General features: G+C 60.8%; 14 protein-coding genes. 10 read left to right on the forward strand and 4 right to left on the reverse strand.

Annotated features, from left to right (window positions below; all coding sequences use genetic code 11):
• The first annotated feature begins 34 nt into the window (after positions 1–34).
• Positions 35–1,525 carry a D-alanyl-D-alanine carboxypeptidase/D-alanyl-D-alanine endopeptidase gene (dacB, locus tag BUC08_RS05315; RefSeq protein WP_037927019.1) on the forward strand — a complete coding sequence of 497 codons (1,491 nt, stop codon included), beginning with the start codon at positions 35–37 and terminating at the stop codon, positions 1,523–1,525.
• A 1-nt stretch (position 1,526) separates the two neighbouring features.
• Here the strand turns inward: dacB and BUC08_RS05320 are convergent, their stop codons facing one another.
• A complete protein-coding gene (locus BUC08_RS05320) occupies positions 1,527–1,928 on the reverse strand; it encodes a tellurite resistance TerB family protein (protein ID WP_037926618.1) in 402 nt (133 codons plus the stop codon).
• A gap of 141 nt (positions 1,929–2,069) precedes the next feature.
• On the opposite strand from BUC08_RS05320, the gene BUC08_RS05325 reads away from it, so the two are divergent.
• The 3 genes from BUC08_RS05325 to BUC08_RS05335 all read left to right on the forward strand — a co-directional run bounded on the left by BUC08_RS05325 (position 2,070) and on the right by BUC08_RS05335 (position 6,603).
• Positions 2,070–3,653: a lysine--tRNA ligase gene (locus BUC08_RS05325; protein ID WP_037926615.1), complete on the forward strand. Its 1,584-nt coding sequence runs from the start codon at positions 2,070–2,072 to the stop codon at positions 3,651–3,653.
• 96 nt (positions 3,654–3,749) lie between these two features.
• Positions 3,750–4,163, forward strand: coding sequence for a DUF4864 domain-containing protein (locus tag BUC08_RS05330; protein WP_037926612.1), 414 nt, complete (start codon positions 3,750–3,752; stop codon positions 4,161–4,163).
• A gap of 154 nt (positions 4,164–4,317) precedes the next feature.
• Positions 4,318–6,603, forward strand: a complete 2,286-nt coding sequence (locus BUC08_RS05335; protein ID WP_037926610.1) for a glycosyl hydrolase family 28-related protein — start codon at positions 4,318–4,320, stop codon at positions 6,601–6,603.
• A 66-nt stretch (positions 6,604–6,669) separates the two neighbouring features.
• Here BUC08_RS05335 and BUC08_RS05340 read toward each other — a convergent pair whose 3' ends face one another.
• A complete protein-coding gene (locus BUC08_RS05340; RefSeq protein ID WP_037926608.1) occupies positions 6,670–7,335 on the reverse strand; it encodes a hypothetical protein in 666 nt (221 codons plus the stop codon).
• Positions 7,336–7,498: 163 nt separating this feature from the next.
• The gene (locus BUC08_RS05345) at positions 7,499–7,684 is read right to left on the reverse strand and encodes a PLD nuclease N-terminal domain-containing protein (RefSeq protein ID WP_037926606.1); all 186 of its coding nucleotides are present in this window, start codon (positions 7,682–7,684) and stop codon (positions 7,499–7,501) included.
• 163 nt (positions 7,685–7,847) lie between these two features.
• Here BUC08_RS05345 and BUC08_RS05350 point away from each other — a divergent pair, with 163 nt between their 5' ends.
• Together BUC08_RS05350 and BUC08_RS05355 are read left to right on the forward strand one after the other, a co-directional pair.
• Positions 7,848–8,138, forward strand: coding sequence for a hypothetical protein (locus BUC08_RS05350; protein WP_037926605.1), 291 nt, complete (start codon positions 7,848–7,850; stop codon positions 8,136–8,138).
• Positions 8,139–8,289: 151 nt separating this feature from the next.
• Positions 8,290–8,841, forward strand: a complete 552-nt coding sequence (locus tag BUC08_RS05355; protein WP_037926603.1) for a hemerythrin domain-containing protein — start codon at positions 8,290–8,292, stop codon at positions 8,839–8,841.
• A gap of 9 nt (positions 8,842–8,850) precedes the next feature.
• On the opposite strand, the gene uvrB is transcribed toward BUC08_RS05355, so the two are convergent.
• A complete protein-coding gene (uvrB, locus tag BUC08_RS05360; RefSeq protein WP_037926601.1) occupies positions 8,851–11,052 on the reverse strand; it encodes an excinuclease ABC subunit UvrB in 2,202 nt (733 codons plus the stop codon).
• Between the two features lie 191 nt (positions 11,053–11,243).
• Here uvrB and BUC08_RS05365 point away from each other — a divergent pair, with 191 nt between their 5' ends.
• From BUC08_RS05365 to BUC08_RS24560, 4 genes are all read left to right on the forward strand, one after another.
• A complete protein-coding gene (locus BUC08_RS05365) occupies positions 11,244–13,112 on the forward strand; it encodes a S1C family serine protease (protein WP_051694377.1) in 1,869 nt (622 codons plus the stop codon).
• Between the two features lie 79 nt (positions 13,113–13,191).
• Positions 13,192–13,503 (forward strand): ETC complex I subunit, encoded by a 312-nt coding sequence (locus tag BUC08_RS05370; protein WP_037926598.1) that lies wholly within the window; start codon positions 13,192–13,194, stop codon positions 13,501–13,503.
• Between the two features lie 99 nt (positions 13,504–13,602).
• A complete protein-coding gene (locus tag BUC08_RS25170) occupies positions 13,603–13,785 on the forward strand; it encodes a DUF6880 family protein (protein ID WP_073194160.1) in 183 nt (60 codons plus the stop codon).
• A gap of 286 nt (positions 13,786–14,071) precedes the next feature.
• Positions 14,072–14,572: a hypothetical protein gene (locus tag BUC08_RS24560; protein WP_159436677.1), complete on the forward strand. Its 501-nt coding sequence runs from the start codon at positions 14,072–14,074 to the stop codon at positions 14,570–14,572.
• Positions 14,573–14,575: the final 3 nt, after the last annotated feature.

Genomic DNA, 14,575 nt, shown 5'->3' on the forward strand with positions numbered 1-14,575 from the left:
TCCATTTCTTTGCGGCAAGGTTATTCTGCGCCCCATGTCATACCCTGTTTCCAGACGTTTCTTTTTGTCCGCCACGGCGGCCACCCTTGCCTCCGGTGCATTTGCCGATGCGCCCGACGGGTCGCTGCGTCCGCGTTTGCGCGGCGAGGGCATTGCCAAGAAGGCCGTCGCAGGCCCCGAGGTCATCGTGGCCAACGCCAAGCTGGGCGGGCAGGTGTGCTATTCGGTGGCGGATGCCAAGACCGGCCTGCGGCTTGAGGGGATGAACCCGCAAACCGGAACGCCGCCGGCCAGCACGGCCAAGGCAATTACGGCGCTATATGCGCTGAAGGTGCTGGGCAGTGCGCACCGGTTCGAAACGCAAGTGGTGGTAACCGGTGCCGTCACGGATGGCATCGTGTCGGGTGATCTGGTGCTGTCGGGGGGCGGTGATCCCAGTCTGGACACCAATGCGCTGGCCACGCTGGCGGCCAACGTCAAGGCGGCGGGCATCCGCGAAGTGCACGGGGGGCTGGTGATCTATGATGGCGGGTTCCCGCATGTCCGTACCATCGATCCCGACCAGCCTGCGCATCTGGGGTACAGCCCTGCCGTTTCGGGGATCGCGCTGAACTACAACCGGGTCCATTTCGAGTGGAAGCGCGAGGGCGCCAATTATGCGGTGACCATGGACGCACGGTCGGACAAATACCGTCCCGACGTGGTCATGGCGCAGATGCGTGTCGAGGACCGCACGGCCCCCGTTTACACCTATGCCGAAAGCGGCGGGCGCGACGACTGGACCGTGGCGCGGGGTGCGCTGGGCACGGGCGGCGCACGCTGGTTGCCGGTGCGCAATCCTGCGCTGTATGCGGGCGACGTGTTCCGCACCATGCTGCGGTCGCAAGGCATTGACGTCCCTGCGGCCAAGGTGACGATGGCCCGTCCATCGGGTCAGGTGGTGGCGCGGCAGTTCAGCGACGAGCTGCATGTTCTGCTGAAGGATATGTTGAAGTATTCCACAAACCTGACGGCTGAAATGGTGGGGCTGGCGGCCACGGTCAAACGCGGTGGCACGCCGCAGACGTTGAAAGAGTCGGCCAGCGCCATGAACGATTGGGTGCGTGCAGATCTGGGCGCGCAGGGCATCGAGCTTGTGGACCACTCGGGTCTGAGCGAGGACAGCCGGGTGACGGCGGACGGGATGGTCGGTGCGCTGGTCAAGGTTTACGGCGACAACGAGCTGCGTCCGCTGTTGAAGGAAATCCCGCTGCGCGATGCCAAGGGGCGGCCGATCAAATCCGGTCCGATCACGGTGCACGCCAAGACCGGCACGCTGAACTTTGTCTCGGGTCTTGCGGGGTACATGACGGCACATGATGGCACGGTCATGGCCTTTTCGATCTTTGCAGCCGACGAAGACCGCCGCGCCAAGCTGACGCGGGCACAACGCGAAAGCCCCGAAGGCGCGCGTTGGTACAACGGACGCGCCAAGAACATGCAGCAGGAACTGATCGAACGCTGGGCTGCGCAGTACGGAAGCTGAGTTACAGCGTGAGGTGCCGCGCCCGTGCGCCCCGTTCGATGGCGGCGGCGTGCAAGCGGTCAAGGTTCAGCTCATAGCGGATTTCTTCAAGCAGGCGCAGTTCGCCATCGCTGAGGTGCCCGTTTGAGGCCGCCACATCGCAGGCCAGCGCATAGGCGGTTTCGAACAGACGTTCGGGCAGTGCCTCGCGCACCAAGCCAAAGAGCGCGTCCAGCCCGTCCTCTTCGTCGAACAGGTCGAGCACGACTTGGCTGACGGTCGACAGACGGTCAACGTCATAGTCTGCAAAGACGGGCAGATTGTTGATGGCTGAGTTGATCTTGATCAGTTCGGCGGTGTCCATTTTCGAATCCGATGCGGACACGGCGATCATCACGGCGACCAACGCGTCCTGTTCGGTCATTGAATGCTGGGTGTCTTGGGGCACGGGCACCGTCCTTTGGTCTGCGTGTTGCAGGTGCAGAATATTGACGCGCTTGCCTTTGCACAATAGGTAGCGGCGGGATTGCGCGGTTATGCGCGACCGATGTTAAGGATATATGACATGGCGAAAATGACGGAAGCTGGCATGACCAGCAAAGCGTGGCCTTTCGAAGAAGCACGCCGCATCCTCAAACGCTATGAAAAGGCGCCGCCTGAAAAGGGTTATGTGCTGTTTGAAACCGGCTATGGCCCCAGCGGCCTGCCGCATATCGGCACCTTTGGCGAGGTGGCGCGGACCACGATGATCCGCCGTGCCTTTCAGGAAATCAGCGACATCCCGACACGGTTGATCTGTTTCTCGGACGATCTGGACGGGATGCGCAAGGTGCCGGGCAACGTGCCGAACCCTGACGCATTGCAGGAGCATCTGCAAAAGCCGCTGACCTCGGTGCCGGACCCTTTCGAGAAATTCGAAAGCTTTGGCCACCACAACAACGCGATGCTGCGCCGGTTCCTTGATACCTTCGGGTTTGAATACGAGTTCATCTCGGCCACAGAATTCTATGCCTCGGGCAAGTTCGACGAGGTGCTGTTGCGCGCCGCCGAGAAGTACGACGAGATCATGGCGGTGATGCTGAAAAGCCTGCGCGAAGAGCGTCAGCAGACCTATTCGATCTTTCTGCCGATCCATCCCGAAACGGGCCGTGTTCTGTATGTGCCGATGAAAAAGGTGGATGCAGCCGAGGGCACGATCACCTTTGACGACCCCGAAACCGGCACCGAGATGACGCTGCCGCTGACCGGTGGCAATGTGAAGTTGCAGTGGAAGCCCGATTTTGGCGCACGCTGGGCCGCACTTGAGGTCGATTTCGAGATGTACGGCAAGGACCACAGCACCAACACGCCGATTTATGACAGCATCTGCCGCATCCTGGGATGGAAAGCGCCCGAGCATTTCACTTACGAGCTGTTTCTGGATGAGAACGGTCAGAAGATTTCCAAATCTTCCGGCAATGGCGTCAGCATCGACGAATGGCTGACCTATGCCAGCGCGGAAAGCCTGTCCTATTTCATGTACCAAAAGCCGAAGACGGCCAAGCGGATGCATTTCGATGTGATCCCCAAGGCGGTGGACGAATACCACCAGCAACTGCGGGCCTATGTGGATCAGGACGACAAGGCGCGGCTGAACAATCCGGTGTGGCACATCCACGGCGGTGACGTGCCCGAGTCCAAGATGCTGGTGCCGTTCTCGATGTTGCTGAACCTTGCGTCGGTGTCGCAGGCCGAGGACAAGGACCGGCTGTGGGGCTTTATCCAGCGGTACGCGCCCGATGCGACACCGCAAAGCAACCCGGACATGGATCAGGCGGCAGGCTTTGCCGTGCGCTATTTCAACGACTTCGTGAAGCCCAAGCGCACCTTCCGTCTGCCCACCGACCTTGAGCGCGAGGCGCTGGAGGCTTTGCGGGACGAGTTGAAGGCCTATGATGGCGCGCTGGACGATGAGGCGTTGCAATCCATCGTCTATTCCGTCGGGCGCGACCGGTTCGATCCGCTGCGCGCGTGGTTCACGGCACTGTACGAAGTGTTGCTGGGCGCAAGTCAGGGGCCGCGGTTCGGCGGGTTTATCGCGCTGTATGGTGTCGATGAAACCATCGCGTTGATCGACCGGGCCCTGGCGGGCGAGTTGGTCAAAGGCTGAGCATTGCAGGGATGCGGGCTGGGGCAACCCTGTCCGCATTTTGTTGTTTTAGAAATCTACGCTAGTTTACTCCGTGTGTTCATAACGAGGTAAGCCATGTTCAGATTTATCCTGCCTGCCCTGATTGCCCTGACACTGTCCCTGACCGTGCCTGTGTCCGTCCAGGCCCAAGAGACCGCGATCACCGACACGATCGGTCGACAGATCGAAGCCTTTCAGGCTGATGATTTCGATCAGGCATTCGGTTTTGCCAGCCCGTCGCTGCAAAGCATGTTCCGCACGCCAGAGAATTTCCGACAGATGGTCACCCAAGGCTATCCGATGGTCTGGCGCCCCGCGCAGGTCGAGTATCTGGACCAGCGGACCGAGGACGGGACGGTTGGGCAAAAGGTCATGATCACCGACCAGAAGGGCGGTGTGCATGTGCTGGACTACCGGATGCTGCAAACCGAAGAGGGTTGGAAAATCAACGGTGTGACCCTGTTGGACAGCAGCGCGGTCGCTGTCTGAGACGGACCCACCGTGACGGTGCTGTGAGGCGCTGTTAACCCGGTGTTGATACACCCTGCCGCCGGAACGGGTGGCATAGCCCCTGTCAGGTCAACACCGGCGCAGGCACGGGGTCATTCGGACCTTTTGCCGCGCTGCGGGAAAGGGTGAGTTTATGAACAAGGCAATTACCGATGGCGTGCTGTTAATGCCGCCGCCGTTCGCGAATGGTTTGGATGTCTATTCCAGCGGCGACGGCACACCGGGGTCGGACACCTATGCCAATGCGGCCAATGCGGCCTTTGTCCCTGCCGATCAGGACTTTGCCGGCTGCCTTGAGGTTCAGAAGAACGCATCCACGACCAAGGTGCGGTACATGGGTGAAACGCCCCTGCTGCCGGGGTGCTATTTGCGGGTGACGGTGCGGGTGAAGGCCGTCAGCGGCAACCTACCCTCGGTTCGGGTGGCGGGCTATGCGGCGGCTGCGGGGGGCGGCAACGTGTCGGGCGTGGATCAGACCAGCGACAGTGTGGCGCTGACCGCTTATGGCGAGGTGGTCGAGGTCAGCGCGATCATCGGCACAGGCGACCGCAACGGCGTTGATCTGGTCTGGGGGAGAGAGGCCATCTATGGCCACTTCGGGCTGGACCTGACGGGGCCGAACGGTGGCGTGGTGCGTATTGATGACATCGTGATCGAGGACGTCACTTCGGTCTTTCTGCGCGATATGCTGGCGCAGGTGGATGTGCGCGACTATGGCGCGATTGGCGATGGGACGACCGACGACAGCGCCGCATTTGATGCCGCCAATGCCGCTGCCAACGGGCGCGTGGTGCTGGTGCCTGCGGGCACCTATCGGCTGAACAGCGATGTGACCTTTGACACCCATGTGAAGTTCGAGGGCAAGGTCACAATGCCGGTGGATGCGGTCCTGTTGCTGCGCCGTGATTTCCATTTGCCAGCCTACATCGACGCATTCGAGAACGAGGAAGAGGCATTCAAGAAAGCGTTCCAGGCGCTGCTGAACAATGCCGATCATGAATCGCTGGACATGGGCGGGCGCAAGGTGGCGGTGACGGCCCCCATCGACATGGTTGCGACCGTGCCCAGCAAGACCAGCTATGCCACCCGCCGGATCATCCGCAACGGGCAGTTCGAGGCATCGGGCACCGCTGCCTGGGCGACCGAAACCACCACGTCGCAGGCCACTTATGACCCCGGCAATGCAACCCGGTTGGACAATGTGGTGAACGTGGCCAACATCCCGGTTGGCAGTCTGGTTCAGGGCAACGGCGTGGGGCGCGAGGTGTATGTCCGCTCCAAGAACGTGGCACAACAGCGGATTACCCTGTCGGCGCCGCTGTTTGATGCGGATGGCACGCAGAACTTTACCTTCAAGCGGTTCAAATACCTGCTGGATTTCAGCGGCTTTTCCAACCTGGCCAAATTCGGTCTGGATGGCATCGAGTTCCAGTGCAACAACGTCTGCTCGGGCATTCTGCTGGCGGAATCCGGGCTGACGTTCACGGTGCAGGACTGTTTCATCTCGCGGCCCAAGGATCGCGGGATCACCTCGCACGGCGGCGGTTGTCAGGGCATGATCATCGACCGTTGCCAGTTCCTGTCATCCGAGGATGGGGCGGACGTGTCTGACCGCGTTTCCATCGGGTTCAACACCAACGCCAACGACGTGAAGATCCGCAACAACCGGGCCACCAAGTTCCGCCACTGGGCGGTGATCGGCGGCGGGTCGTCGATCATTATCGGCAACCATTTCTTTCAGGGCGACACGGTCAACGGTGGTGTCCGCAGCGCGGGCATCGTGATGGCCAAGCCGCACAGCTCGGGGGTGATTTCGGGCAATTACATCGACAACTGCTTTATCGAATGGACCAACGAACACGATCCGGCACCTGACTTCAGCTCGGAGTTTTCGTTCAGTGCCCTGTCGATCACCGGCAACACATTCCTGTCGGGCAGCGTGGCGCCGTGGTTCAGCTATATCGTGGTCAAGCCGCATGGCGCGGGGCATTTCCTGTCGGGCGTGTCGATTACGGGCAACAAATTCCGGTCGATCAGCGGGAACATTGATCGGGTGGAACGGGTCGACACATCCTTTGCCGACCTGGATCGGGGACGGTTCAAGGATGTTGAGTTTCATGGCAATTCGTTCCACGGGATCAACACGCCGGTGTCGAACCCGCTGCGGGTCCGTCATGGCGAGACGACAACAGCGCAAACATGGGTGATCGACACCAATGGAGAGCTGCCGTTTGAAGGGTGGGCCACGCAGGTGGTTGCCGTCACGGCCCATGGCCGGTTGCGCAATGACAACAACGTCACAAAGTTCGATTTCCCCTATACCGACCCCGAAGAAGGCCCGAACCGCGATCAGGTCCATCTGGGGTGGGACCAGCCGATGAAAGGGACGGTGAACCTGATTGTGCGTATGGACAATTAGACCCGCCGCCCGTTTCATGGTCCAAGGCCCGCGCCCCCTCCGGTGCGGGTCTTGTGCCGTTTGGAGTCAGAAGCTGTGCCACAGCCCCAGCTTGATGCCATAGCCGGTGCGGTGGCTTTGGGTGGCTTCGACCCCGACCAGATAGCTGAATTTGCCGCGTTTCGGGGTGTAGACATAGGATGAGGACAGGGTGGCGGCGCTGTAGCCCGTGTTTGTACCCGTCCAGAACATCTGGACCATTGCCTTGCTGCGGTTGTTGAATTTCAGGCCCGCGATCGTGTCCACCTTGGCCGTGCGCAGAGCGGTGCCAAAGTTCCATTGCAGCGCGGTGTCAACGCCCAGCCACCCGTCGTATCGCCCCAGCTTGATCCCGCGTCCGTAGCTAAGTCCCAGCCGTGCCAATGGTGTCACCGCGATCCCGTCGAAATCCGCGCCCAAGCCGATCTGATAGGCCCAGACGGACCGGTCATTGCCAAAGGGCAGGGCGCGGCGGGCAAAGACGCGACCGCTGCCAATCTGGCCCCATCCGGTTGCGATCATATCAACGTCCAGCCCGATGGTGGTTTTGGTCGTCAGGCCATATTCGAAATAAATGCTGTTCTTCGTGACCAGCTGATCAGTCAGCGTCGTCGTGGTTGCGGAGAACCCGGCGCCCTTGTCGCGCAGCCAGGCACCGGCTGTGGCGGACGTGGCTGCAAGACTGCTGCATAATATGGCGACCCACAGACGCACGGCATCCCCTTTGACTGTGGCAACAGACTGCGGGGCGTGTGGTTAACAATTGGTTACGACGTGATGGCGGGTCTCCATGGCAAAAGCCGGACACCCCTTTCGGGCTGCCCGGCTTTTATCGGCTGTCGGCTTAACGCTGTGGTCTTAGCTTAACGCTGTGGTCTTAGATGTTGACCGAGCTGCCGCGCGGTCCTGCGATGAGCCAGGCGATGAAGCCCAGAACCGGCAGAAGGACGATAACGATGGTCCAGATCAGTTTTGCACCGGTCGAGGCCGACGAAGTCAAAACCTGATAGATCGCGTAGATATCGGCGATCAGAACCAGCAGTCCGACTAATGAATATCCCATGACGTATTCCTTCATTGCTTAACATAATTTCTGGTCAACCAACCGCAGACCCAGCGCAAAGGTTCCGTCAGAGCCTCAAACTAATTCTTGGAACAAACCGCGACAAAGGCGTGTTGTCTGGGTGCAAACACAGAAAATTGAAGATGAATTGAAGGAGACCATAATGAAAACCGGAGCCACAATCGCCATTGCCGTCGTCGCTGTTGCCGCCATTGCTGCAGGTATTTACATGATCGACGTGGATCAGACCGAAGAGGCGCGGCTTCCCGACGTTGAGCTGAACGTCGAAGGTGGCAACCTGCCGAAATTCGACGCCGAGGTCGGCTCGGTTGAAGTGACCGAAGAAGACGCCACCGTGAAAGTGCCCGATGTGGACGTGTCGATGGAAGAGACCACCGTCACAGTTCCCGGCATTTCGGTGACGCCGCCGGAAGAAGAAACAGCGTCGAACTAAGTCACGCATTTCAGCCGCGTGTTCACGCGTGCAACGGGGGCCTCTTGCAGCCATGCAAGGGGCCTTTTGCATTCGCTGGCTTGCATTTGTGCAGGGCAGGGGTGCACCGGCGCACGTTGAGAGACAACACGCGCTGTGTTAGGCAAACGCCATGATAAAGCCTGCACATCCTCTGGCGCTGGACCAGCGCGACGGCCTGCCCGACAGCCTGCGCGTGCTGGCCGATGCCTATCCGCGTGGCACGTGGGAAAAGCACGACAATTTCAACCAGATGATCCAGTTCTGGATGCAGCGGCACATGATGTTCCGGCAGTTGATGGAGCTGTTGAACAAGGACGCCGAACACCTGATGGACCGCAAGATCGGGTTTAAGGATTACGCCCCGCGCCTGTCGCATTATGCGGGGTCGCTGCTGAACGAATTGCACGGTCACCACCACATCGAAGACGCCCATTATTTTCCGCAACTGATCCAACTGGACGGGCGTATCGAAAAGGCGTTCGACCTGCTGGAAAGCGATCACCTGGCCATGGACGGGCTGCTGCACGGCATGGCCAATGGCGCCAACGCGGTGCTGCAAGGCGGAGAGATCGGCACGTTCCGTGATACGCTGACAGAGTTCGGCACGCTACTGGAACGGCACCTGACCGACGAGGAAGACATCGTCGTGCCGGTGGTGCTGGAGACGGGGTTTCAGGGGTAGGGCGCGCCCCTACCGCTTCCCCCCGTACCGCGATTTGCCGCCGCGCATGCCGCCACGTCCGCCGGTGCTGCGACCCGATGCTTTTTGTGCGTCGCCCACGGCCTTTTCCACCGCGTATTGCCGCGCCATCGGATCGTCGGCCACCACAAGATCCACCGCTTCCAGGCGTTTGACTTCGTCGCGCAGGCGGGCGGCCTCTTCGAATTCCAGGTTTTCGGCGGCCTTGCGCATGTCGGTGCGCAGGCCGTCCAGAACCGCCTGAAGGTTGCCGCCGGCCAGCGATTTGTCGATCTTGGCGGTGACGCGGGATTGGTCGGTGTCGCCCTTGTAAAGACCGGCCAGGATATCCTCGACGTTCTTTTTGACCGTCGCGGGGGTGATCCCGTGTTCCTTGTTATAGGCCAACTGCTTGTTGCGGCGGCGTTCGGTTTCGCCCATAGCGCGTTCCATGCTGCCGGTGATACGGTCGGCGTACATGATCACGCGCCCGTCGGCGTTGCGCGCGGCGCGTCCGATGGTCTGGATCAGCGAGGTTTCCGAGCGCAAAAAGCCCTCTTTGTCCGCGTCCAGAATGGCGACCAGCCCGCATTCGGGGATGTCCAGGCCCTCGCGCAGCAGGTTGATCCCGATCAGCACGTCAAAGGCGCCCAGCCTTAAATCTCGCAGGATTTCAATGCGTTCGATGGTATCGATGTCGCTGTGCATATAGCGCACGCGAATGCCCTGTTCGTGCATGTATTCGGTCAGGTCTTCGGCCATGCGCTTGGTCAGCGTGGTGCACAGGGTGCGCATACCGTTGGCAGCCACTTTGCGCACCTCGTCCAGAAGGTCATCGACCTGCATGTCCACGGGGCGGATTTCGATCACCGGATCGACAAGGCCGGTGGGGCGGATCACCTGTTCAGTGAAGACGCCGCCGGTTTGCTCGATTTCCCATGCGGCGGGGGTGGCGCTGACGAAGACCGATTGCGGGCGCATGGCGTCCCATTCCTCGAACTTCAGCGGGCGGTTGTCCATGCAGGACGGCAACCGGAACCCGTGTTCGGCCAGCGTGAACTTGCGCCGGTAGTCGCCTTTGTACATGCCGCCGATCTGCGGCACGCTGACGTGGCTTTCGTCGGCAAAGACGATGGCATTGTCGGGGATGAACTCGAACAGGGTGGGGGGCGGCTCGCCCGGCGCGCGGCCTGTCAGATAGCGCGAGTAGTTTTCGATCCCGTTGCACACACCGGTCGCTTCCAGCATTTCCAGATCAAAGTTGGTGCGCTGTTCCAGCCGTTGCGCCTCCAGCAACTTGCCGTCGCCGACCAGTTGGTCCAGCCGCATCCGCAGCTCTTTCTTGATGCCGATGATGGCCTGCGACATCGTCGGTTTCGGCGTCACGTAGTGGCTGTTGGCGTAGACGCGGATCTGGTCCATCGTCGCGGTTTTCTCGCCGGTCAGCGGGTCGAATTCCGTGATGCTTTCCAGTTCCTCGCCAAAGAAAGACAGCCGCCATGCGCGGTCATCAAGGTGGGCGGGAAAGATTTCCAGCGCATCGCCGCGCACGCGGAAGGCCCCGCGAAAGAACGCCTGATCGTTGCGTTTGTATTGCTGGGCCACCAGGTCGGCGATCACCTGACGCTGGTCGTACATCTGTCCGACCTTCAGATCCTGTGTCATCGCACCATAGGTTTCGACCGAGCCGATGCCGTAGATGCACGACACCGAGGCCACGATAATCACATCGTCACGCTCCAACAGCGCCCGCGTGGCCGAGTGGCGCATGCGGTCGATCTGTTCGTTGATCTGGCTTTCCTTCTCGATATAGGTGTCCGACCGCGCCACATAGGCTTCGGGCTGGTAGTAGTCGTAGTAGCTGACGAAATATTCGACCGCGTTGTCGGGAAAGAAGCCCTTGAATTCGCCATAGAGCTGCGCCGCCAGCGTCTTGTTCGGGGCCAGGATGATCGCGGGACGCTGCGTTTCCTCGATCACGCGCGCCATGGTGAACGTCTTGCCTGTGCCGGTCGCGCCCAACAACACCTGATTGTGCTCTCCCGCCAGAACGCCCTCGGTCAGTTCCTTGATCGCAGTGGGTTGGTCGCCTGCGGCTTCGAATTCAGTGTGCAGCCGGAAACGTTGTCCGCCCTCAAGCTTGGGGCGGTTCTTTACGTCCGGCGCAGGGTTCGACAGCACCGGCGCGGAGGAGTCGGAGTGGGCGTAGGGCATGGCAGTCTCGCTTTCACCTCCCAACTTGGTCCGTTTGACGCCAGACGCAAGGGGGGCGGCGGGCGATGCTGTCAGAAATTGTCAGCAAATGGCGAGGCTGCGTTGCCGCAAGTGACGCAATCCGTTCAGGGAAATGTGGAAATTCCAAAATGTCTGCATTAACCTGTGCGAGATTTTACCGGAAGATTGTCATGCGCCTGATTTCACTGACCCTTGTCGCCCTGTCCCTTGTCACCAGTGCCGTTGCACAGATCCCCGACGGCTATTGCACTGTCGTGCTCTCCTCACGCCCGACCCTGGCGCAGGCTGCGGATGACGTGCGCGCCCGTTGGTCTGACCGCGACACCACGGTCTATCTGTCGCAAAACGGCTGGTATGCGATCACGGCCCAAGTGGTGCGCAAGGACCGCGCCGACACCGTTCTGGCACAAGGCAAGGCGGCGGGGCGGCTGCCCAATGACGCGCTGTGTTCGGCCGGCAAAAGCTATACCCGTGTCGCGGCGCGATTCGATGCGGCGGCAACGGGTGAGAACATCATCTGGCAGGCGGTGGACGCGTCGCGCATGGGCAAGCAGGACAAGCGTTTCATCCAGCTCGCATTGGCCTTTCAGGGCGATTACAATGGTTTGCTGGACGGCGACTGGGGCAAGCGCAGCCAGCAAGCGTTGGAAGCCTATGCCTTTCGCGAAAGCGGGCAGGCCCCGGCCAACTGGCACCTGTCGGGGCTGGCATTCGATCTGGTCGAGGAAATGGACCGCGGCGGCTGGCAGATGTATTACAATGCACTGCTGGGCATGAGCTATCTGTTCCCGCAGGCACAGTCTGAAGAGGCGGGGTCGGATTCCAATTTCAACAATTGGGAACACACCGCCAGCAGCCTGCGCTATTCCTTCACCACCAGCGATCAGGACCGCGCCCAGGGTATCCACGATTTTGTCTATGGCGAAGCGGCGCCCGGTTCTGACCCCTATTCACTGCGCAAGGACGATTTCGCGATCACGGCGGTGCAAAAGGCAAATGGCCGGCACCTCTATGCCCGTTCGCATTTCCTGCGTGGCCAGTGGTCCACCGTCATCCTGTCGGCAGAGGATCGTGACGTGCATCTGGTGCGTGCGGTCACGGCCTCGATGCAGCAGGGGCAGGCGACACCGATCCGCTTTCAGGAAGGCGGTTTCCTTGATCGCAACATTCAGGCAACGCTTGATTTCATCGACCGGCAGGAGGAGGAAAATCCGCCCGTCGCAGCACCCTCGGCGCCCGTCGCGGCGGCCAGCGGTGGCGACAGTGTGAACCGTCCCCGCACATCGCAGCCGCAACAGGTTGCCGTGGCCCCGCCGCAGGCACGCCCACAGCCGCCCACCAGCACGGGCGACAGCGTCAACCGCCCGCGTCGCACGGCGGAGCCTGCGCCAACTCCTGCACCCGTCACCCGCCTCGAACCCAAGCGCAGCGCCAGCAGCTCGGGCACCGGGATTGTCGTGCGTTCGGACGGGCTGGTGCTGACCAACGCCCATGTGGTTGACGGCTGCACCGACCTGCGCATCGATGGCCGCCCCGCGACCCTGCGCAATGTCTCGGACACTTACGATCTGGCGCTGTTGTCGATCGACGCGGCCAAGGCACTGCCCTACGCCGCTTTTGCCCCCGAAGCGGCGGGCTTGAACTCGGACGTGACCGTGCTGGGCTATCCGCTCAGTGGCCTGTTGGGTGGGCTGAACGTGACGCGCGGCGCGGTGTCGGCGGTGACCGGCCTGAGCGGCGATTCCATCACCATGCAGATCACGGCACCGGTGCAGCCGGGCAATTCGGGCGGTCCCGTCGTGGATGACAAGGGGCAGGTGGTCGGCGTCGTGGTGTCCAAGCTGGACGCGCAGCGGCTGGCCGAGCGCATCGGCGACATTCCCCAGAACGTCAACTTTGCCATTCGCGGGGGCGTCGCCAAACGCTATCTGCGGATGAACGGCGTGCGGCACACCGAACGGTCGGGTGCGCCGGTGCTGTCGCCCGTGTCGCTGGCTGAAACCGCCAAGGCCTTTACCACGTTCATTGAATGCGACTAGCGCGGCCCGCGTCAAAACGCATCTTGCCCCACGGGGCGAAATTGCCGATATATCAACCCGTAATCTCAGGAGCCTGTCCATGCGCGCACGAATCTACCAACCCGCAAAAACCGCCATGTCGTCGGGCACGGCGCGCACCAAGGGCTGGGTGCTGGAGTTCATCCCTGCCACCGCACGCACTGTTGATCCGCTGATGGGCTGGACGTCCTCCGACGACACCCAGGCCCAGGTGCGCCTTCGCTTTGACACCCGTGAGCAGGCCGAAGATTACGCCCGTGAAAACGGCATCGACGCAGTGGTCCAGGACCCCAACAAGCGCAAAGCCAACATCCGCCCCGGCGGCTACGGCGACAACTTTGCCACCAACCGGCGCGGTGTGTGGACGCACTGAGGTTTGTAAATCGGGTTAAAGATCCCGCGAAGCATTGGACTGAGCTAAATGCGGGGCGCCCACCGGGCACCTTTTCCATATGTTGATTGACCTGTGCGGATGGCCGGAAAGGCGCCGAAAAAGGTCAATTTGGTGGCGCTGGACCCAGAAGTTCTGGCCGCACTGCTGCTAGAGGTGGTAAGGGGCGATACTGCGCGGCAACGTCGGGTGCGCATGGTCCGGCCGGGGACACTTCGGGTAGCACAGTCGTGCAGGGCAAGCAGGGCGTTTGACGCAACATAGTCAAAAGCACCTCATTTGCAGAGCTTTAGGGCATCTATCAAATTCTGGATGTGGCAGAAACACGACGGCTACGTTTGAAAAACGCTTCGCGCGCTTTTCAGACCCATGAATTGCAATCAATAGTTATGATTAATATTGTGCCGTACAAACTGGAGTTGCATTGATGTTCAAGCGCGATCTCAAGCCCCAACCGCTTTTGGGTAGGTTGCGGCGCATCGCAGCAGTAACAATGGTCTGTGGGATATGCCCTCTTTGGGCATCCACCGCCCATGCGGACGGGGAGTTCTTGCAACTCGACCTTTCGGAATCAACGTCCACCGGCACGCTCAGCATTGCGCGCGGACCTTTGACCTATGGCGCAAGTGCGGTCTCCTACGAAGGCGGAAGCACTTACGGGTTAAGCGCGACGTATCAATTGCCTGTCGCCCAGCAATTCGTCACCCTGCGGTTTGGCCCCGCGCTTGGCTATGTCAACGAAGACGGCGCGGACGGGTCCTTCGAGGCGGGGGTCAAGTTGGTGGCAGAACGCTATATCCCGACCGATTTCGGGAACGTTTTCCTGCTGGCCGATCTGAACAGCATCGAAAATTCCTGGTTCGTTCTGGCGCAACTTGGGCTGTCCAGACCCGGCGTCTCGTTCGAGCTGTCCCATGGGGAAAGCGAGACCTATTCCGAAACATCCCTCGCCATTGCAAAACGGTTCGGCGACAGTCCGACAAGTCTGCGTGCAGGTTACAGGTTCGATGCCAAGGAAGTGTTCGTCGGACTGTCGGTCAACACCTTCTGAGAG

Source organism: Pseudosulfitobacter pseudonitzschiae, from assembly GCF_900129395.1.
Classification (GTDB): Bacteria; Pseudomonadota; Alphaproteobacteria; order Rhodobacterales; family Rhodobacteraceae; genus Pseudosulfitobacter; species Pseudosulfitobacter pseudonitzschiae.